Raw genomic sequence first — 19,300 nt, forward strand, 5'->3', positions numbered from 1 at the left:
ATGGTTTGAATGTTACTAACTTACCCTGACGGCAAACTTACTAGCAAGTGAATGAAGCTCTGGGAGCATGCGATAGATAAGATGAAGTTGCTGCAATACCATGCGGGCAGAGCTGTCGTCTTCATCGCGCCATTCGTTTAAGCGTTGCTCGAGTCCAGCATCATCAATATTAGATAGGTCACACTCCTCACAATGCTGGTGAAGCTGTTTATGAAGTACATCCAGATGCTGATGAATACAACGGTGAGCATCTAAAACGAGTTTATGAATTGACTCATCTTCGATGCGAGTTCTGTGCGCGCCTAATGCAGAAATATAGTTCAACATTGCGTGATTTAACGTTAGGAAGCGAAAACTTTCATCAACAGCTGCGCGATATTTGCCAGGCTCCGCCAGCATCGTACTAATCGCAGAAGAGAGTGAGGCATCATTATTGTGGGCCTGGCGGCGAGCGATACGGTAACTCAAATTGTCTTTCTTGCCGATTCTATACTGACCAATGATCTGATCGAGATACTGCTTGTTCGCCTCTATCGCATCCGACATAACTTTGTGAAGCCTTCTCGACTGCCAGTCGGGCAAAATAACTAATACAGCTCCTACTGCAAGCACACACCCGATGAGGGTATCTGCTAGTCGAGGAAGGACAACTGCGTAACCTTCACCTAGTTGATTAAATAAGAAGAGGACGAGCAGTGTAATAAAACCAGTCGCGTACCCATAGTTGTTCATCCGGAAGGCGAAAAACATCACACCAGAGATAACGATAAATACTAACTGGCTTTCTTGAGAAGGGAAAAAAGTCAGCAATGGTACACCAATCAACAAACCAGCTAATGTACCTATTACTCGCGCCGTCAATTTTTGGCGAGTGGCACTGTAGTTCGGTTGGCATACGAATAAAGTGGTTAAGAGTATCCAGTAACCTCGGTCGATGTTGAATATTTGAATGATTCCATAGCCAATCGTTAAGGCAATTGACATACGTAATGCATGCCGAAACAGCATCGAATCTTTGTGTAAATTTGCTGATATACGCTGCCACATCGCTTTTAGCGTGTGTGGGTTGGTATCGGCGAGGGTATCTTCTTCGAGGCCTTCAACATCTGGGTTGTTAATGTTATTAAGTTGTTTTTCTACCGTCGCTAAGTTATTGAATAAATATGTTAACTGCATCAGCAGACGTTTCCAGTGCCCTTGCTTTTGTTCTTCTAGATAAGCAAGAGAGTTTTGTACTTCAGCTAATGCCAGAATAGATTGATCGGTATGGGAGTATTCATTTCCTAGCTGAATGGCTAGTGCAATATCACGACACGCTTGGGCTTGAGACTCCAAAAGATATTTAAAACGAAACAGCACATCAGAACGTTCAAATTCGGTCGCTAAATCCTGATAGCGATAATGGCTAGAACTGACGCGTTCGTGAATGTCTTGAGCGATGAAATAAATATTTAAAAATCGGTCACTAGGCCCATCAATGTGACCCCGTTTCGATCGGTTAAGTAATGTGGTTTTACAAGCGTTTAGTGCCGTAACCGTGGCAGCATTGCATTTTGCAGCTTCAATCCGCAGCGGTTGTGGCGTCAAGTTGGTCACAGGGTGAAAAAGCTTGGCTTTCGCATCAAGATAATTCGCCATTTGGAAGAACACATTGGCTAAGCTTTGTTGCACCGGTTGAAGAGGCCAAAATATCTGCCAAATCATGGACATGAAGTAATACCAGGCGGCACCAGTCAAAAGCAGTAGTGGCTGAAACCAAATGTTGGTGCTTTCATGTGCGCCAAGCATAGTATAAATAGCGATCAGCAACGAACCAAAAGCAATACTCGCGTACTTAGGACCTATCGCCCCAAGAATGATGAAGCCGAAGGTTGAGATAAATAATCCCAACGCAAACGCCCATGGGGTATCGAACAAGATTTCAATTGAAAAAGCAGCAAGCGCAAAACAGAGAAAGGTGAGAATCAGAGCCTTGATGCGTCCAGTGAAACTGTCATCACTTTCAGCCAAAGCAGCAGCAATAACGCCTAATATTAATGGCGTTATCAGCGTGTTTTGCTCGAAGTACCAAGTTGGGATAACCACACCCAGTAAGGTAATGAGGATAAGAACGCTGTAATTTATCGTCTTGTTTGCCCAATATAGCCGAAATTTAGAAGTTGCTTGCACAATGCGCCTTATGTTTCCGATGAAGAACAGGGGGAATACTACCAGACCCACTATAGCGCGTTTATGATTTACTTTAAGAAAAATTCGTGGTTGCTGATAAAATCAGCAGGGATGTCATTGACTTATATTAAAGCTGCCAGGTCATGTATTGAGGATTGTAAAGCCAGCTTCAAATAACCTCAGCTTTAGGTTATTAAATCGACAGTAATGTGAATTTTATTAAAGAATAGAAGAAGAAGCTTACTTAGGAGCTCGCCGTTGCTACAATTTAGCGCCTTAAAATGATATAAATCGACAACTTCTAAACTAAAAGGCGCACGTTTCATGCAGCTTACTGCCACTAGCAAAGCACAGTTTTTTATTCAAAATGAGTACCATCACGTCGAAATAAAAGAGAACAGTGTTTTATTAAGCTCGATAGGCAGTGAAGAACATATTCCTTTTACGATCTGGAATGGCAAAGTTAGCGTAAAGCGTGGGTTATTATGGAGCTCTTTACAGTTTTTTGCTCATGAACACGAAGGCAAACAACAAAGCTGGCTAGTCCAAGGTTTACCGTGGCCACAATGCCGAAAGTTCGCGCTTGAGGCCGTTCGTCAATATCAAGAGTGGCACAACACTCAGTGCCGAAAACTGGCTGAGTATCTACCTAAGTGGGAAGAAGAGCTTTACAAACTAAAGCACTTGCCTGCTTACTTATCGCATTCTCAAGTGGTCTCCTGGGTTGAAAGTCTTAACCAAGAGTTAAGCGAGATGAAAACCACCCTAGAAGAAGCCAAAATGCGAATGCCGAATCGTATGTCGCAAATAGAGCCTTGGCTCATTGATACCTCTGAGGCGCTTGGTGAGCGTAATCGCGATTGGCTAGAAGCAGAACGTCCAAATTGGGAAGTGCTGTTTAATCAAATTGAATCCTCTCCTTTGAATTTATCCCAGCAATATGCGGTATTACTCAACGACGACCACAACTTAGTTCTTGCTGGTGCCGGCTCGGGCAAAACCAGCGTTTTAACCGCACGAGTTGCCTATTTGTTGCAAAGCCATCAGGCTCAAGCAGAAGAGCTTCTCATGTTAGCGTTCGGTCGTGATGCGGCGACTGAAATGAAAGAACGCTTAGTAGATAAAGTGGGCATGGCGGCAGACGGTGTGCGCGTCAACACATTCCATCAGTTGGGCTTGTATATTCTTAAACAAGTCGAACAGCAACCTGTCGAAATTAGCCCTTTAGCGTTGGACGAAAATCAACGAACGGCATGGTGTGTAGACTGGTTGAAAAAACATTGGATGACACCCACCAACTTTAAACGTTGGCAAAAACATTTAGACAAATGGCCGATTGCGTACCTAAAAGGGGATGATGAGTTAGGAAGCCATTCAGAAAATCCAAAACTGATCGCTTGGCTAGATTCGCAGCTGTCTCATTTAGCGGCGGTAGGGTTGACCAAAAAGCAAGTACAAGAAAAGCTCGTAAACCACCAAGACTATACGCGTTTAAATAGTGAACTCGCCTTATGCTGGCCATGTTTTACAGCGTGGCAGAAAATGCTTAAAGAAAGCAACCAAGTGGATTTCCCAACCATGATCAGTCGTGCGACAGATTATGTGAATAAAGGGAAGTTTGTCTCGCCATGGCGCTTTATTATGGTCGATGAGTATCAAGATATCTCTCCAGATCGTCTGGCATTGATTGAAGCACTGTGTGAATCCACTCAGAAACAAGCAGGTGCCACGTTATTTGCTGTTGGCGACGATTGGCAAGCGATCTATCAGTTTGCAGGAGCGGATGTAGATCTTATCACTGGCTTTAAAGAACGCTTTGCTCACTCTACCGTTCATCACTTAGATACAACTTATCGTTTCAACAATCAGATTGGTGATGTAGCGAATACATTCGTGCAGCAAAACCCATCGCAGTTGCCGAAAACACTAAACAGCCACAAACAACGCAAGCAGAAGAGCGTACATACCGCGCCGAGCAATCAAGTGGAAAAGATCTTGGATCACTTGAATCAACAAGCCAAGCAAACCAAGTCAGTTTTATTGCTAGGACGTAACCATTATCATAAGCCCGATTTGTTCGACGATTGGTTGCGACGTTTCCCTAATCTCGATATTCGCTTTATGACTTGCCATGCGAGTAAAGGACGCGAAGCTGACTTTGTGATTATTCTTTCTGTGGATGAGGGGCAATTCCCCGCTAAGAAGAAGCAAATTCACATTGATGGTGCGTTGACGGAGTCCAAAGACAAATTCCCTTACGCAGAAGAGCGCAGGCTATTTTACGTGGCGATTACACGTGCGAAAGAGAAGGTTTGGATCACGCATACTGGTGCGGGATCTGCATTCGTTCAAGAGCTCGTTAATGGTGACTATCCCATAGTGACTTCCCGTTAAATGCAACGTTTAGAATGTTAAAAACAGCAAGGGCGATACTTGGTATCGCCCTTGCTTTATTTGGTTGGCATCAAAGCTTACATGCGCTCAGCAAGATAGGCTTCGTAATCCGGTACTTCGATGTCTACTTCTTGCTCAAGAAGAGGGGAGTTAAACAGGAACTTAGCGGTGGCTCGGTTCGTTGCTACAGGAATATTCCAAACACTAGCAATACGAAGAAGCGCTTTAACATCTGGGTCGTGAGGTACGGCATTCAGTGGATCCCAAAAGAAAACGAGAACGTCGATTTTGCCTTCTGAAATGAGAGCGCCTAGTTGTTGATCACCGCCCATCGGACCACTGATCATGCTCTTGATCGCAAGTCCAGTTTCTTTACTCAGCATGTGTCCTGTCGTGCCAGTTGCGTAAAGGAAGTGACTCTGTAGCTTTTCTTTGTTTTCTTTTACCCAGCGAAGTAGCTCAGGTTTGCAGTTGTCGTGAGCAACCAAAGCCACATGTTTATGGGTTGGCATGGTACGAATGGTTTTTTGCATCAAGATGTTTCCGTTTGTATGATTTTAAAATTGTTGTGACTCAATAGAACACGTTTTTGGTCTTTCAATCAACAGCCTTAACACGGAATGTCGGCCTATATTCTGACGGAGATAACGATTCTTCGATCGTGTCGTCATGAAGCGTCTTCGGAGTCAGTGGTTTGATGGTTGGTGAGGCATGTTTGTCATAAGCTTCACCTCTTAAGTAATGCGTTGCTTGCATCACGGAAAGCCGACCTTGCTGCACCATTTTATCTGTTGGTGCGAAGAGTACTTTGTTACGTAACAGGCCTCGATATACACCATGACTTAAGTACACAGAAACTAAACCGATCTCCTCGGCTTTGCCGGCACTGCGCAGCTCACTGATGGCCGCTTCAATCGCCACTGCACTGCCAACAATGTAATCTATATTTCCCATATCGATCACACGTTGAACTAGGTTACGTTGTAACTCCTTGTCGTTGTCTGCCCAAAATGAGTCAACAATGTTGATATCACTTCCTTGTATCGCTTCATAAAATCCGGCAGTAACGGGTTTCGTACCACCACGAGTTCGCGGCCCCAAAAGTAAGGCAATGTTGGTTTTTCCTGACCCCTTTGGATGGCGAGCTGCCAAATATTGACCCGCTTCGTATCCCATCCAATGCCAGTCAACACCGACAGTCCCTTTTAGCAACTCACTTTGTTCTTCATCCAAGTCGAGTTGGTTCACAGTAGCAAAAACGGGAGTATTCCCCACCCAATTTTTAAGTGAATGCTCGTAAGCCTGTGGGTCCACGGTCCCAAGGATAACCGCATCTGCTCCCCATTGGTTACACAGTGCGAGTTGTTGTTCTTGACGGGTTTTGTTTGGGTAGCCGCCCGCTTCAAGGACTCGTAGCTCGACACCTTCTCTTTTCGCTTCGGACACCATTCCATAGTTTACTGACAACCAGTATGAATCCTTTAGGTGAGGGTATATTGCACATATTTTCTCTGCGGCAACCGCTGGCAAAGAAGCAACGAGGGTTAAAGTGGCTGCAGAATGTTTGAAAAATGTGCGAAATGCGTGTTGATTTTTAACCATGAAATGAAGTTCGTTGGCATAGATTAAGTAAACACTGCAAAATATAACGTAATATGTCGCTGAACACGAACATTAAGGTCATGAAAATATGCTGCTAGCAACTGCAAGCATCGGTCGTAAACTTTTGTTGTCTTTCATTGCGATGGCAATACTGGTCATGTTATCGGCACTTATTGGTGTGTCTGGATTTTCTTTGGTTGCCAAAACCGAAAGAAATGTCGTGGATTCTGCGATTCCCGCCATGATTGAGGCGAGACAAGTCTCTGAGTTGAGTACTCGTATTATTTCGTCTGTACAAATGTTGTCGAACGCAAGAAACGAGCAGGAAAGAAAGGAGTCAGGGCGAGTGCTGTTCGAACAGCTCGAGTCTTTACTCACTCACATCAAGGAGCTCGGGAGTGAGTCGTTCGATTCTCAATTGTTAGAAGCTTTAGAGAATAACGTCCAGAACGTTATCGACAATTTGGCAGAACTCGGTGTTTCGGTTGAAAAAAAGCTGTGGCTTGCAAAAGAGATAGATACTCGTGTTGAAGAAATGCGTCTGCTCAGTGAAGAGCTAGAACAACTAACTCGTACGCAAGTTCAGAATACAAGCACCATTGCTGTTGCTAACGTCACGCATATTTATGACTTATTAGAATCGAATAAAAAATCGCAAGTTTATCAGGCGCTAGATGCACTGGTGGAGGTCGATCTTGATCTGACCGAGCGATTGCATGAACTGCACTTGTTGGCCTTTAAAATGTTGAATCAGATTGAAGAGGCTCGGACATTAACGAATATTGAGCGAATTCAACAGGTTCAAAGTGATTTCGATAGCAACCTCAAAATCATGCAACGCCGTGTACTCGCTGTGGAAGATCCTACGCGCTCTAAGCAAATGAGCCAACTGCTCATAGAGCTTGGTAAGCGTCAGGTCGTATTTTCTATACTGATGCAGCAATACGAGAATAACGAACAGTCACAACAACTGATGCAAAAGACATTAGAGTTGTTCTCAGAGCTTAATGGCACGGTCAACAAATTGGTTGATGATTCAAACAAAACCACTACCGTTGCTGTAGACCAATTGACCAGCACACTGAAATTCGCTCAGTGGTCTTTAACCGTTATTTCAATTGTTGGTTTGATTGTATTGGTGCTGATTTTATGGCGTGTGGTGTACCTTTCTGTTGTGAAGCGGTTAGCTGAATATTCCGCTGCGTTGCTGTCTGTGGCGCAGGGTAACTTAGCGGTTGAGTTGGAAGTGAAAGGCAAAGATGAGTTGGCGCATATGGGGCAGGCCATCATCACGGCTCGTAATACCGCGCAAGCACTAAAAGTGGTAGCAGAGGGTGAAGCTCAAGCCAAGCGAGAGCTTGAGGAGCATAAAGAGCATTTAGAAGAGCTCGTTGAGCAGCGCACTTCGCAGTTAAAACAAGCAAACCGCCGTTTGAATGAAGAGGTTTTGAATCACGCTAAAGCTCGCAAGCAAGCAGAGCAAGCGAGCCGAGCAAAATCGGCATTCTTGGCGACGATGAGCCATGAGATAAGAACGCCAATGAACGGAGTGTTGGGGACAGCACGCTTGTTGATTGACTCAGGCCTCAACCCAATTCAAAAGCGTTATGCGGAAATCATTAATCGTAGTGGTAAAACGTTGCTCGCGATCCTTAATGATGTACTGGATTACTCCAAGATTGAAGCGGGGCATTTAGAAATTCGTCACATGGGCTTTGATTTACACCAAATGGTGGAGGACACTTTCCAGTTAATGAACAGTCGAGCACAAGAGAAGAAGCTGCTGTTCTCCTACCATATTGAAAGTGATGTTAGTCGCTACTGGAAAGGGGATGTCACCAGAATCAGTCAGGTGCTGAACAATCTCGTTGGTAACGCGATTAAGTTCACTGACGAAGGAGAAATTGATATCTACGTTAGCCTGAACCCAGAGGACGAGTCGCAAGTCCTGTTTGAAGTATCAGACACTGGAATAGGAATTGCCAAAAAATACCAGAGAACGTTGTTTGATGCCTTCACGCAAGCTGAAGGTGGGATGAGCCAAACTGGAGGCACGGGGCTTGGACTTGCCATCAGTAAGCGAATCATTGAAGCGATGGGCGGTGTTTTAGAAGTCGATTCCGAAGAGGGAAATGGTAGCCGATTCTGGTTCTCTATTCCGTTAGAGGAAAGCGAACCTATTGAAACAGGAACCGTGGCAACCGCACGTTGCAAAGTGAAAGCAAAGGTCTTGCTAGTAGAAGATAATGAAGTCAACCGAGTGGTCGCGGAAGGCTTTCTAGAAAGCATGGGGCACCAAGTCGTGATGGCAGAAAACGGCTCACAAGCAGAGCAACTGATCAGCACACAAGATTTTGATATCGCTTTGGTCGACATCAACCTCCCTGATTGTGATGGAACTGAGTTGATCCAACGCTTAAAGCGGATTGAGTGTGATAAGCCGGCCAATAAAGCGCTTGCCGTCACGCCAATGATTGCAGTGTCTGCGCACGTTTTTGCGGAAGAAGTTGAGCGCTATCTAGCCGCTGGTTTTGACGGATACTTGCCTAAGCCATTGGCAAAAGAGGCACTCGCGGCATTGATTCAGGATGCGCTAGACGGAAAGCCGTTGTTGTTGCCACAAAATGCCGACTGTACCCCGTTTGATCAAATTTCGCCTCAAGAACAAGAGCTACAATCAAAGGTCGTTCAAGCACCTAAAACAAAGGAACCCGATGTGGTTATCATTAATCCGAGCGTGATTGAGTCCGATATGAAAATCTTGGGCAGAGATAAGATGTTGCACATTATTAATCTGTTTAGAGCCACCAGCACTGATGTATTAAGCAAGCTGCAAGCGTCTGCTGAGGACAATGATAGTAAAGAAGTAAAGAACCTTGCCCATAAATTAAAGGGCAGTGCAGGAAGTTTAGGACTAACTGCGCTAATGAACGCTTGCCAAGCAATTGAAGCCGCGCCTCAACCTCTAGATACCTATAATGCGACTAAAGATGATTTAGTTTCTCAAGTGTCTGCATCAATTCAAGCTCTGGATGAGTTAATGGCGAAGTAATCCATCGAGCATTGAAAATAAAAAAACCTCCGGCTTTCCGGAGGTTTTTTCTATTCGGTCATGTCATCTTCCCACTCGAATCGAGTGTCTAGGGCATAAGGGTCATCATCAAAAGGATGTTCCACTTTGCCACGCAAGTATTCGAGTTGATGCTCAAGCATATTGACCGTTTCGTAGTCTCCCTCAGAACAAGCAACGTAAATCTGTTGTTCAAGAGCGGCAATGTTATCTCGGATACCCATGAGAACCCCCTTTAAATCATCATCGATTCTCAAAACGATTATAGTCAAGTAATCCAAATTCGATCGGTTGTTTTGTACGGTACCAATTATGTAAACGATCGCTAAATGACCAGAATTTTTCTGAGCTTCTACGAATCGCAAAATTATCCAATAACTTAACGTAATCGGACTCGTTTTGGATGGCACTAAATTGATCGACAAAATCTTTTACTTGGTTTTCGTTGATCGAGAAAAATGCCGCAGGGTAGCTTCCCACAACGCCGCGTACAATGGTCATATCATCGTTAGCAAAGTCACGGTTACTTTCTTCATCAAACAAGCTAGAGATGTTTGTGTGTGCATTGTTGTGAAGTAAGGTGAACAGTTCATCTTCCCCTGATTGACTTCTCACCATAAGCATAGTGATTTGCGGAACGGTTTTTAGGCCTTCACCACGAACGTGGTCAATACGTTTTAGTTGCTTTTCACTACTCGCAGAAAGAGCCGTGTCTTGAATTTCGTAGCGAGGCAGAAGCACATCTGAGACATGTTCGCTCAACAACTCCACCAACTCCGTTTTTGGATCGTCACTCTTATACTGAACGCTGGTTGGTTGGTTAAACGGCTTCACATTTCGTTGTAAAAAGTCACTCAACTGCGGGCTTTGATCTTTATACCAGCTAGATTGCAGTTCATGGCGCATATCGGCGGGTAACAACGAGATAAAGTTACTTTCGCCTTCTAGACGCAAGAAGTCCATAAACATTCGTGTCATGAGCTGATGGCCGAAGTTACCGTAAACGTCAAACCCAGCAACAAGCAAATAGTGGATACGCTCTAGTAACGCGTAGTCAAGAATCCACACTGTTTTAGGCTGCTCACCAACTAACCCTTGAACAACAGAAGCACTATCAAAATGGCGGAATATCGTTAATGCCGCATTATGGTTGGTGCCATTACCGTCCCAAATTACATCGGTGGATAGGTTTTCACCTTCTTTAAACCAGTTATTAGTGAACTCAGATTTAGCCTCTAGGTAGCGAGCTTGCTGGCGCGCGTACTTGACCCAGTTGGTAACAGGTAGCGTGTTACTTTCTTGTTCTGCCGGTAGTTTTAGGTTATCAGCCTGAGATCGGTAAAACTCATTTACTTCTGGGATGTCTGCTTTATCTGGATCAAGGAAAAACACCCAAAAGCGATCATTGATAACATTCAATGCCAGTTGGCCACGACAAACTGGGCCTTTGATGTATGCCATTATTGTATTTTGTGCATTATCTAGCATGAACTTAAAGCGCGATTTCACTGGAAGGTCGATGAATGATGTCATCGGGTTTGCAGCAACTTCTGGTGCATAACTCGGTAGCTGGCTAACCGTGTAATCAGCATCAATAAACCAAGTTTTCCAGTTCTCTATGCGTTGCTTGTTTACCGCGAATGGCATGTGAGTTTTATCTACTATGGTCCCTTGCTCTGGAATAATTCGATAAAACACACGTTCAACCCCTGGATCATCGTACGGGCGACGCGTTGAAATACGTTTGACGGGCTGTCCTGGTGGTGTAGCAGAGCGGACGAGCGTGAAGAATCGGGGATCTTCATCGAGTTCTGAAAAGTAGAGATGAGATAAAAACAAATGCTCATATATATACCTAGCCATCAGCTGATTTTTCAAATCAGAGTGGTTAAGTAATGTTTCGTACTTATCTATTTGCGCTTGCTCATTCTCACTAACAGGTTGGTGAACGTTCATTATTGCGCCGTTTTCCAACCAAGTCATGAGTGTGTGGTATTCACTGTTTGATAGATTTGGCATACCAAAAGGCATGCCCCAGGTTGGGTTATCCTTCTCGTATTGCTCGTATTCTTCAATCGTCGGACAGGTTTGCTCTCGGTCTATCGAAAAGTCAAAGCCTTCTAACTGGACTTGGTCAGGCAATGGGTGGCGCTCTTTTTGTTGTAGCAAACGTGCGATAAGTCCTGCATCAATGTTGGCTGCCATGCTTTGATCACGTTCGTTGAGAACCGGATGAAAACCCGCATCGCGCCACTCTTGGGTTGTTTCTGCATCTTCGAATAAGCGTGTTGGTGCTGCGGCTGTGAGTCTTGTTCCTTCATATACCAGTGCTTTACTCGCACCACGGTCAATGCCCTCAACAGAAGAGAGCTTAAGTTGGCATGGTGCATCGTAGCACGCGTGGCAGACGACACAGCGGTTATCCATAATGGGTTTAACTTCGCTTTGGAAGAAGTTTGCTTGAGGGGTTTCCACGTCAACTGTGCGTTCACGCACGAGCTGTGGACCAAACAGTTGGTCATAGTTAAGACCAGCATAGGTTGCACAGCCGGCAAACAAAGTAGCAATGCAAAGTGTAAAAATTAAGCGCAAATTCATTGAGTTATTTTACGTGATTAGAATTTGCATTAATTAAAGCAAAATAAGCGGTCAATTACCAAAAGTTGGGTCAATTAGCGTTAATTTTTCTGTTGATTGTCTGAGCGCTTGAAAATGTAACCCTGGCGGTGGACTGTCTGAATTCTGTCTGTTGGAACGCCTTCGTGAACTAGACGCTTTCTCATTCTGCTCATGTGCATATCGAGTGCTCGATCATGTTCAGTAAATTCACGTTTTAGTACTGTTTCGTAAAGAAAATGCTTACTAAGCACTTGATCTTGATGGTGAGTGAGAGTTTGCAGCAGCTTAAATTGAATGCTTGTTAACTGAACAGATTTCTTGTTTGGCAAGTAATTGAGTACCACAGAGTGAGTGCGCTTATCTAGTAATAGCTCCTCATCATTATGGTGAACGCCGTTGTGTTGGCATTGGGAAGTTTTTCCATTTGAAACCTTGGAGTCAAGCACACGGGTACCTTAATTATTAATAGTAGTAAAACGTATTATCATTAATATTTATATAAAAGCAATCAGGTACTTTATGAGCACTGTGATATGCGTAGACAATCTTAATACTTGAGATTACCAGTAGTGATGAATGATGCGATGGCGCTCTGAACTAAAGTGCTATTGGAGTGCGTATTAGCTACAAATAACGGTGTAATGTTAGGCAAAGATAGAAAGAATTCTCATTTAGTAAATTCGCTTATCCGCCATTTGTGAACTATACATTCTGTTGCAGGAAGCACTTTTCTAATACACACAGAGGTTTATATGACAGCGAAATATGGCGTTAAACGCCGATTAGCGATTCTTGCCGCCGCTTTAATCGGTGCGACAAGTAGCAGTATCGCAGCAGAGAAACCAAATATTCTCGTCATTTGGGGTGATGATATTGGCCAGTCCAATCTCAGTGCTTACACGTTTGGCTTGATGGGGTACAAAACACCAAATATAGACAGTATCGCCAAAGAAGGCATGATGTTCACTGACTATTACGGTGAGCAATCTTGTACAGCGGGCCGTTCTACTTTCATTACGGGCCAAACCGTTCTTAGAACAGGTTTGAGTAAAGTGGGGCTTCCAGGTGCTGATCTTGGCTTGAAGGAAGAGGACGCAACCATTGCCGAAATGCTGAAGCCGATGGGCTATATGACAGGGCAATTTGGTAAAAACCACTTAGGTGATAAAGATGAGCACCTTCCTACTAATCACGGCTTCGATGAATTTTTTGGCAACCTTTATCACTTGAACGCCGAGGAGGAGCCAGAAAACGTCGATTATCCTAAAGATCCTGAGTTTCGTAAAAAGTTCGGTCCGCGCGGCGTTATCCGTTCGTACGCTGATGGCAAAATTGAGGATACAGGACCTCTAACTCGCAAGCGCATGGAAACCGTGGATGAAGAGACGTTAGATGCGGCACTCGACTTTATGGATCGTGCAGTCAAGGCTGAAAAACCTTTCTTTGTCTGGTGGAACGCAACTCGTATGCACTTCCGTACTCATGTGAAAGAAGAGAACTCTGGAAAAACAGGCATCAGCGAGTATGCAGATGGTATGGTCGAGCATGATAATCATGTAGGTCAGCTGCTGAAAAAAGTGGATGATTTGGGTATTAAAGACAACACAATCGTCTTTTACTCCACCGATAATGGCCCACACATGAACTCGTGGCCAGATGCAGGCACAACGCCATTCCGTGGAGAGAAAAATACCAACTGGGAAGGTGCGTACCGAGTTCCTGCGATGGTACGTTGGCCGGGTAAAATTAAAGCTGGCTCTGTTTCGAATGATATCATGCATCACATGGACTGGATGCCAACGTTCGTTGCTGCCGCGGGTGATGACAATATCAAAGAGAAATTGCTCAAAGGTTATAGTGCGAATGGTAAGAAATTCAAAGTTCACCTAGACGGCTATAACTTCCTACCATATTTGACTGGTAAAGAGGATAAGGCCCCACGTGAAGAAATTTTTTACTTCTCAGATGATGGAGACTTAACTGCACTTCGTTATAACAAATGGAAGCTGGTCTTTATGGAGCAACGAGCAAAAGGTACGTTGCGTATTTGGGCTGAACCATTCACCACACTTCGTGTTCCTAAGATCTTCAACTTGCGTATGGATCCTTACGAAGTGGCTGATATCACTTCTAACACTTACTACGATTGGATGCTAGACCGTGCTTACATGCTTGTTCCTGCGCAAGCTTACGTAGGCAGATTCCTTGAAACGTTTAAAGAGTTCCCACCAAGGCAAAAAGCAGCAAGCTTCTCGCTCGATCAAGTGATGGAGAAACTAAAAGAGAACCCAAATAAGTAAGAAAAGCTAAGTGAAGTTCCACATCTAGAAAGAGGCTCATTAAAGTGAGCCTCTTTTTTTATCTGTAAAATTCTATCTATTAAGGTTTGTAGAAAGCTTGATGACGAAAACGCCTAACGCTTCAATTGACAAGATTTATAAACAAATTGGTTCGTAGTGGGCTGCCGTTAAGTTGGCTTTGATTTTTTCACGTAGAGCGATGTGGGCTGGGTTGTTTACCTCTCGCTTATGGTAGACGAACTTGTAAGGGATAGAGCGTATCGAAATGGGGCAGGGCAAAATTTGAAGTTTGAGCGCTTTGCTCCACTTGTTTGCAAAAGATTGAGACACGATCCCTAAACTGTCTCTTTGGGCGACATACAGCGCCATGCCCGCTAGCGAAGATGTGATCAAGTCGACTTTTCTTTCTTGAATTGTTTCCTTTGCTAGTTGCTCGAACCCCGACATGTTGTTCCATTTTCCTGAAAATAAACAGTGAGTTTCCTCATAAAATTGCTCTTTTGTGAGCGTGCCGTGTACACGGGGATGGTTCTCACGACAGATAACCACGGCTTCTTCCTCATAGGCATCTTCAATAATAAACGCTGCATCTTTCGTGATCACCGTATCGATTACTAGATCGACTTTTTGTTGTCTTAACAGCTCAAATAATAGGAATTTTTCGGGTGGTGATTCATAAAAAATAGTGTTCTTTATCGGGTCCATAATGTGCAACAAAATTTCCGAACAACACACTTCAAAATGATTTCTATCAGATATCGCATTGTCAATAATACTAACCGCTTGCTGGAATTGCGGCAGTAATTGATAAGCGGTGGAGGTTAGTGCGATACCTCGTCCTTTTTTAACGAATAATTGCTTATCTACGACTTGCTCTAAACGCTTTATTGCAGCGCTCACAGCAGGTTGTGTAAGCCCTAATTGTTCCGCGGCTTTTGTATAAGATTGAAACTCCGCAACAACAAGAAAAGTTTGGATCAAATTCAAGTCCATAACGTCACTCATAAATTTAATTTATAGGTTAACTAATTTTGACTGCATTTATCGCCTGAAATTAGTGCTTTATCTTATATCAACAATGGTATTGAAAAGCGAATACCGTTTTTTACGCACTAGCGAACTCTTGGAGATAATATGAAAAATGCGACCAAAACGAGCAGTAAAAAACTCGTACTTAACGCATGTACGTTAGCATTAGGCGCTGCATCTGCAGTTGCACATGCAGCGGACAAACCCAACATTCTTGTCATCTTTGGTGATGATGTTGGTTACTGGAACCTTAGTACCTATAACCAAGGCATGATGGCGTACAACACGCCAAACATCGATAGCATTGCTAAAGAAGGTGCGAAGTTCACTAACTTCTACGCACAGCAAAGCTCGACAGCAGGCCGTTCTTCATTCATCACTGGTCAAATGCCAAAACGTACAGGTCTATCAAAAGTGGGCTTACCAGGCGCTCCGGAAGGTATCTCGGAAAAAGATCCGACGATTGCAACCGTGCTTAAACAAATGGGTTACGCAACCGGACAATTTGGTAAGAACCATTTAGGTGACCGAGACGAGCATCTTCCTACCAACCACGGTTTTGATGAATTCTTCGGCAACCTATACCATTTGAACGCAGAAGAAGAGCCAGAGAACGTGGATTACCCTAAAGATCCGGAGTTCAAGAAGAAATTTGGCCCTCGTGGCGTTATCCATTCTTACGCTGACGGCAAAATCGAAGATACCGGTCCACTAACGCGTAAGCGTATGGAAAATGTTGATGGTGAGTTTCTTGATGCCGCAGAGAGCTTCATAGAAAAGCAAGTAAAAGCGGACAAGCCGTTCTTTACTTGGTTTAACACCACTCGCATGCACAACTTCACACATGTTCCTGAAGAATACCAAGGTAAAACAGGTGCCGGTTTCTACGCGGATGGTGTTAAGCAGCACGATGACCAAATCGGTCAGCTACTTAACAAGATCAAAGAGTTAGGTGTGGATGACAATACAATCATTGTTTACACCACTGACAACGGCCCTATGGTTGATTTGTGGCCGGATGCTGGGATGACACCGTTCCGCTCAGAGAAAAACACTGGCTGGGAAGGGAGTTTCCGTGTGCCAATGTTGATTAAATGGCCTGGAAAAATTGAGGCAGGTAAAACATTCAACGGCATGATGTCATTAGAGGACTTTTTCCCGACACTAGTTGCTGCGGCAGGTGATACCAAAGTTAAAGACGAATTACTAAAAGGCAAAAAAGTTGGCGATGTGGACTACAAAGTTCACCTAGACGGTTACAACCAATTGCCATACTTAACGGGTAAGTCAGACAAATCCGCACGAAATGAGTTCGTTTACTGGAGCGACGACGGCGATCTTGTGGCATTGCGCCAAGGAAAGTACAAGTTCCACTTTATGATTCAAGAGAATGAAACGGGTATGGATGTATGGCGTAAGCCGTTCACTAAACTTCGTGTGCCACTGATCTTTGACTTGAGCATTGATCCATTTGAACGAGGCGATCAAGGCATGGGTTATTCTCGTTGGATGTACGAGCGTTCATTCTTAATGATGCCAGCAATGGATACAGTGAAAGAGGTGATGGGTACATTCAAAGAGTTCCCTCCTCGTATGGAAGCAGGTTCGTTCGTACCTAAGTCTTCTAAGTAAATTAAGATTATATAGCGCTTTTTGGAGCGCTATATACCCAAATAGCTTCACTTTTGCTGTACAGCGCTCAGGAGGTTATTTGGGTATATGTAATAGTGAGAAACGTATGAGTAAGATTTCCCCTCGCCATTCTACTACTATGCCTATTGTTCCCCTTAAAACGGCGTCTAAAGCGCCGGTTCTGGGCGCGTATGACCGTCGATTCCATGTGATGGCAAAGCCAGGCGGAGCAAAGTGCAACATCGATTGTCAGTACTGCTTTTATCTGCATAAAGAAAATCTACTGCACCAAGAAAAGCAGCCAAAAATGGACGACGCAACACTGGAAGCGTTCGTGAAAAGCTATATCGAAAGTCAGGATGGCGAAGAAATTGTATTCTCATGGCAGGGCGGGGAGCCGACGCTGCTTGGGTTGGACTATTTCCGCAATGTCGTAGCTTTGCAAAAGAAACATCAGCCGAAAGGCGTTCGCATTGAAAACGACCTTCAGACCAACGGCATTTTGCTAAACGATGAGTGGTGTGCGTTTTTAAAAGAGCACAACTTCCTAGTTGGCTTGTCGATTGATGGGCCACGAGAGCTGCACAACAAATATCGCAAAACCCGCAGCGGTAAGCCAACGTTTGATCTCGTGATGAAAGCGGTAGATAAGCTCAAAGCGCATGGCGTGAAATTCAACGCGTTGGTCACGGTGAATCGTCACAATGCGAAATACCCGCTCGAAGTATATCGATTTTTAACCCAAGAATTGGGTGTGACTTATATTCAGTTTGCGCCGGTGGTAGAAGCCAACAACTTCCAAACAACCGCGCCGCAGTTTTGGAACGAACAGATGATCCCAACCAAAGGCAGTGTTCTGGCTAAACCGGGGCATCCAATGTCGATTGTAACGGATTGGTCAGTCGATCCTGAAGACTGGGGACGCTTTTTAATGGCGACCTTTGAAGAGTGGGTGAATAACGATCTTGGCCGTGTGTTGGTTAATCTGTTTGAAACCGCGGTGGCGCAAGTAATGGGGAAACCGTCTCAGCTTTGCGTGACGGCGGAGTTTTGTGGCAAAGGGTTGGCGATTGAGCACAATGGCGACGTGTTCAGTTGCGACCACTATGTGTATCCAGAATACAAACTCGCCAACATTCATGAACACTCACTGAATGAAATGGCCTTCTCTACAAGACAATATACTTTTGGCATGGCAAAACGCGATTCATTGCCGACGTATTGTAAGCAATGCCCTTACTTGCCTTATTGTTGGGGTGAGTGCCCCAAAAACCGTTTGATCAAAACGCCGAATGGTGAGAGTGGTCTAAACTATTTGTGTTCGGGAATCAAAATGTTCTTTGATTATGCGTTACCGATGTTGGTTGGTCTTGCACAACTTCTCTAATCTCAAGAACCGCAAAGATAACATAGTGAATATAACCTTAAGTTATTTCATTTGTTCTTATACTTAACTATCGAAAAGACGGCTTAAACCATTGAAAAGGTATCCTATGAACCACGCACAACAAGCGATAAAAGAACTCATCGAACAAACAGAAAAAAGCGTCATTGGACAAAGCCACGTGGTTCGAGCTTTAGTCATTGGGTTATTAACAAATGGGCATATTCTGCTAGAAGGTTTACCGGGAACGGCAAAAACACGTTCCGTAAAATCGTTGGCGAACTTGTTAAACACCAGTTTTGGTCGAATCCAGTTTACGCCGGATCTTTTACCATCTGACGTGACGGGCACTGAGGTTTATCAAGAGCTGGATGGTAAGCCGCAACTCCATTTTCAGTCAGGGCCAATTTTTAACAGCATTGTACTTGCTGATGAGGTCAACCGTGCACCAGCCAAAGTACAAGCGGCACTGCTTGAAGCCATGGCCGAAGGCACAATCACGGTAGGCGATAAAACTCACGTATTGCCAGACTTATTTATGGTGCTTGCAACGCAAAACCCTGTAGAGCAAGAGGGCACGTACCCGCTGCCAGAAGCGCAAATGGACCGCTTTATCATGAAGGTTACCGTCGATTATCCAGAAGATGACGCCGAACGTGACATCATTCGTTTGGTGCGCAGTGAAGAATTGGGTGCGGAAACCAGCAGCGAAATTGTTACGCCAAAACACATCGAGCCAGACGTGGTGCTAGAAGCGCGTCGTCAGTTACCAAACATCGTGGTATCGGACCTAGTGGAAAACTACATCGTTGCGTTAGTGATGGCGACTCGTAAGCCAGAGCGTTATGCCGATTCAAACTTAGCAAAATGGATTGAGATTGGCTCTAGTCCTCGTGCTTCCATCGCACTCGACAAATGCGCTCGTGCGTATGCGTGGATGCAAGGACGTGACCATGTGACTCCTGACGATGTGCGTGCCATGGTTCCGTCTGTATTGGGCCACCGTTTTTCTTTGACCTACGACGCACTAGCAGACGGAGTCGATCACCAACGAGTCGTACAAGAGCTGCTAGATTGTGTAGAAATTGGGTAAGTGGGAGG

General features: G+C 44.4%; 13 protein-coding genes. 6 read left to right on the plus strand and 7 right to left on the minus strand.

Going from position 1 to position 19,300, the window contains the following annotated elements:
* Window positions 1-15: 15 nt before the first annotated feature.
* Window positions 16-2,169 (minus strand): YccS family putative transporter, encoded by a 2,154-nt coding sequence (gene yccS / locus R7F67_RS04390; RefSeq protein ID WP_005376573.1) that lies wholly within the window; start codon window positions 2,167-2,169, stop codon window positions 16-18.
* Window positions 2,170-2,493: 324 nt separating this feature from the next.
* On the opposite strand from yccS, the gene helD reads away from it, so the two are divergent.
* Window positions 2,494-4,563 (plus strand): DNA helicase IV, encoded by a 2,070-nt coding sequence (gene helD, locus R7F67_RS04395; protein WP_005376572.1) that lies wholly within the window; start codon window positions 2,494-2,496, stop codon window positions 4,561-4,563.
* 77 nt (window positions 4,564-4,640) lie between these two features.
* Here helD and R7F67_RS04400 read toward each other — a convergent pair whose 3' ends face one another.
* Both R7F67_RS04400 and torT read right to left on the minus strand, forming a co-directional pair.
* Complete coding sequence (locus R7F67_RS04400; protein WP_005376571.1) at window positions 4,641-5,096, minus strand: methylglyoxal synthase; 456 nt, start codon at window positions 5,094-5,096, stop codon at window positions 4,641-4,643.
* A gap of 64 nt (window positions 5,097-5,160) precedes the next feature.
* On the minus strand, window positions 5,161-6,210 hold the full coding sequence (torT, locus tag R7F67_RS04405) for a TMAO reductase system periplasmic protein TorT (protein WP_080960073.1): 1,050 nt from the start codon (window positions 6,208-6,210) through the stop codon (window positions 5,161-5,163).
* Window positions 6,211-6,253: 43 nt separating this feature from the next.
* Between torT and torS the strand changes: the two genes are divergently transcribed.
* A complete protein-coding gene (gene torS, locus R7F67_RS04410; protein WP_005376567.1) occupies window positions 6,254-9,217 on the plus strand; it encodes a TMAO reductase system sensor histidine kinase/response regulator TorS in 2,964 nt (987 codons plus the stop codon).
* 50 nt (window positions 9,218-9,267) lie between these two features.
* Here the strand turns inward: torS and R7F67_RS04415 are convergent, their stop codons facing one another.
* The 3 genes from R7F67_RS04415 to R7F67_RS04425 form a co-directional block, all read right to left on the minus strand.
* Complete coding sequence (locus R7F67_RS04415) at window positions 9,268-9,459, minus strand: hypothetical protein (protein ID WP_005376565.1); 192 nt, start codon at window positions 9,457-9,459, stop codon at window positions 9,268-9,270.
* A gap of 19 nt (window positions 9,460-9,478) precedes the next feature.
* Window positions 9,479-11,833 carry a fatty acid cis/trans isomerase gene (locus R7F67_RS04420; protein ID WP_054576046.1) on the minus strand — a complete coding sequence of 785 codons (2,355 nt, stop codon included), beginning with the start codon at window positions 11,831-11,833 and terminating at the stop codon, window positions 9,479-9,481.
* An 80-nt stretch (window positions 11,834-11,913) separates the two neighbouring features.
* Entirely contained in the window at window positions 11,914-12,300 is a 387-nt protein-coding gene (locus tag R7F67_RS04425) for a winged helix-turn-helix domain-containing protein (RefSeq protein WP_005376561.1), read from the minus strand.
* Window positions 12,301-12,606: 306 nt separating this feature from the next.
* Between R7F67_RS04425 and R7F67_RS04430 the strand changes: the two genes are divergently transcribed.
* Window positions 12,607-14,154, plus strand: coding sequence for an arylsulfatase (locus R7F67_RS04430; RefSeq protein WP_005376560.1), 1,548 nt, complete (start codon window positions 12,607-12,609; stop codon window positions 14,152-14,154).
* 135 nt (window positions 14,155-14,289) lie between these two features.
* Here R7F67_RS04430 and R7F67_RS04435 read toward each other — a convergent pair whose 3' ends face one another.
* A complete protein-coding gene (locus tag R7F67_RS04435) occupies window positions 14,290-15,147 on the minus strand; it encodes a LysR family transcriptional regulator (protein ID WP_005376559.1) in 858 nt (285 codons plus the stop codon).
* Between the two features lie 141 nt (window positions 15,148-15,288).
* Between R7F67_RS04435 and R7F67_RS04440 the strand changes: the two genes are divergently transcribed.
* The 3 genes from R7F67_RS04440 to R7F67_RS04450 all read left to right on the plus strand — a co-directional run bounded on the left by R7F67_RS04440 (window position 15,289) and on the right by R7F67_RS04450 (window position 19,292).
* Complete coding sequence (locus tag R7F67_RS04440; protein WP_054576045.1) at window positions 15,289-16,815, plus strand: arylsulfatase; 1,527 nt, start codon at window positions 15,289-15,291, stop codon at window positions 16,813-16,815.
* Window positions 16,816-16,921: 106 nt separating this feature from the next.
* Entirely contained in the window at window positions 16,922-18,202 is a 1,281-nt protein-coding gene (locus tag R7F67_RS04445) for an anaerobic sulfatase maturase (RefSeq protein WP_318057003.1), read from the plus strand.
* A 106-nt stretch (window positions 18,203-18,308) separates the two neighbouring features.
* Entirely contained in the window at window positions 18,309-19,292 is a 984-nt protein-coding gene (locus R7F67_RS04450) for an AAA family ATPase (RefSeq protein WP_033906480.1), read from the plus strand.
* The last annotated feature ends 8 nt before the right edge of the window (window positions 19,293-19,300 follow it).

Origin of the sequence: Vibrio sp. YT-17 (genome assembly GCF_033337375.1) — a bacterium.
Classification (GTDB): domain Bacteria; phylum Pseudomonadota; class Gammaproteobacteria; order Enterobacterales; family Vibrionaceae; genus Vibrio; species Vibrio alginolyticus.

Coding starts and splice junctions, on each gene's coding strand:
- R7F67_RS04400 (WP_005376571.1), bottom strand. CDS start 5,096: ATGCAAAAAACCATTCGTACCATGCCAACCCATAAACATGTGGCTTTG.
- R7F67_RS04430 (WP_005376560.1), top strand. CDS start 12,607: ATGACAGCGAAATATGGCGTTAAACGCCGATTAGCGATTCTTGCCGCC.
- helD (WP_005376572.1), top strand. CDS start 2,494: ATGCAGCTTACTGCCACTAGCAAAGCACAGTTTTTTATTCAAAATGAG.
- R7F67_RS04450 (WP_033906480.1), top strand. CDS start 18,309: ATGAACCACGCACAACAAGCGATAAAAGAACTCATCGAACAAACAGAA.
- R7F67_RS04420 (WP_054576046.1), bottom strand. CDS start 11,833: ATGAATTTGCGCTTAATTTTTACACTTTGCATTGCTACTTTGTTTGCC.
- R7F67_RS04415 (WP_005376565.1), bottom strand. CDS start 9,459: ATGGGTATCCGAGATAACATTGCCGCTCTTGAACAACAGATTTACGTT.
- R7F67_RS04440 (WP_054576045.1), top strand. CDS start 15,289: ATGAAAAATGCGACCAAAACGAGCAGTAAAAAACTCGTACTTAACGCA.
- R7F67_RS04435 (WP_005376559.1), bottom strand. CDS start 15,147: ATGGACTTGAATTTGATCCAAACTTTTCTTGTTGTTGCGGAGTTTCAA.
- R7F67_RS04445 (WP_318057003.1), top strand. CDS start 16,922: ATGAGTAAGATTTCCCCTCGCCATTCTACTACTATGCCTATTGTTCCC.
- torS (WP_005376567.1), top strand. CDS start 6,254: ATGCTGCTAGCAACTGCAAGCATCGGTCGTAAACTTTTGTTGTCTTTC.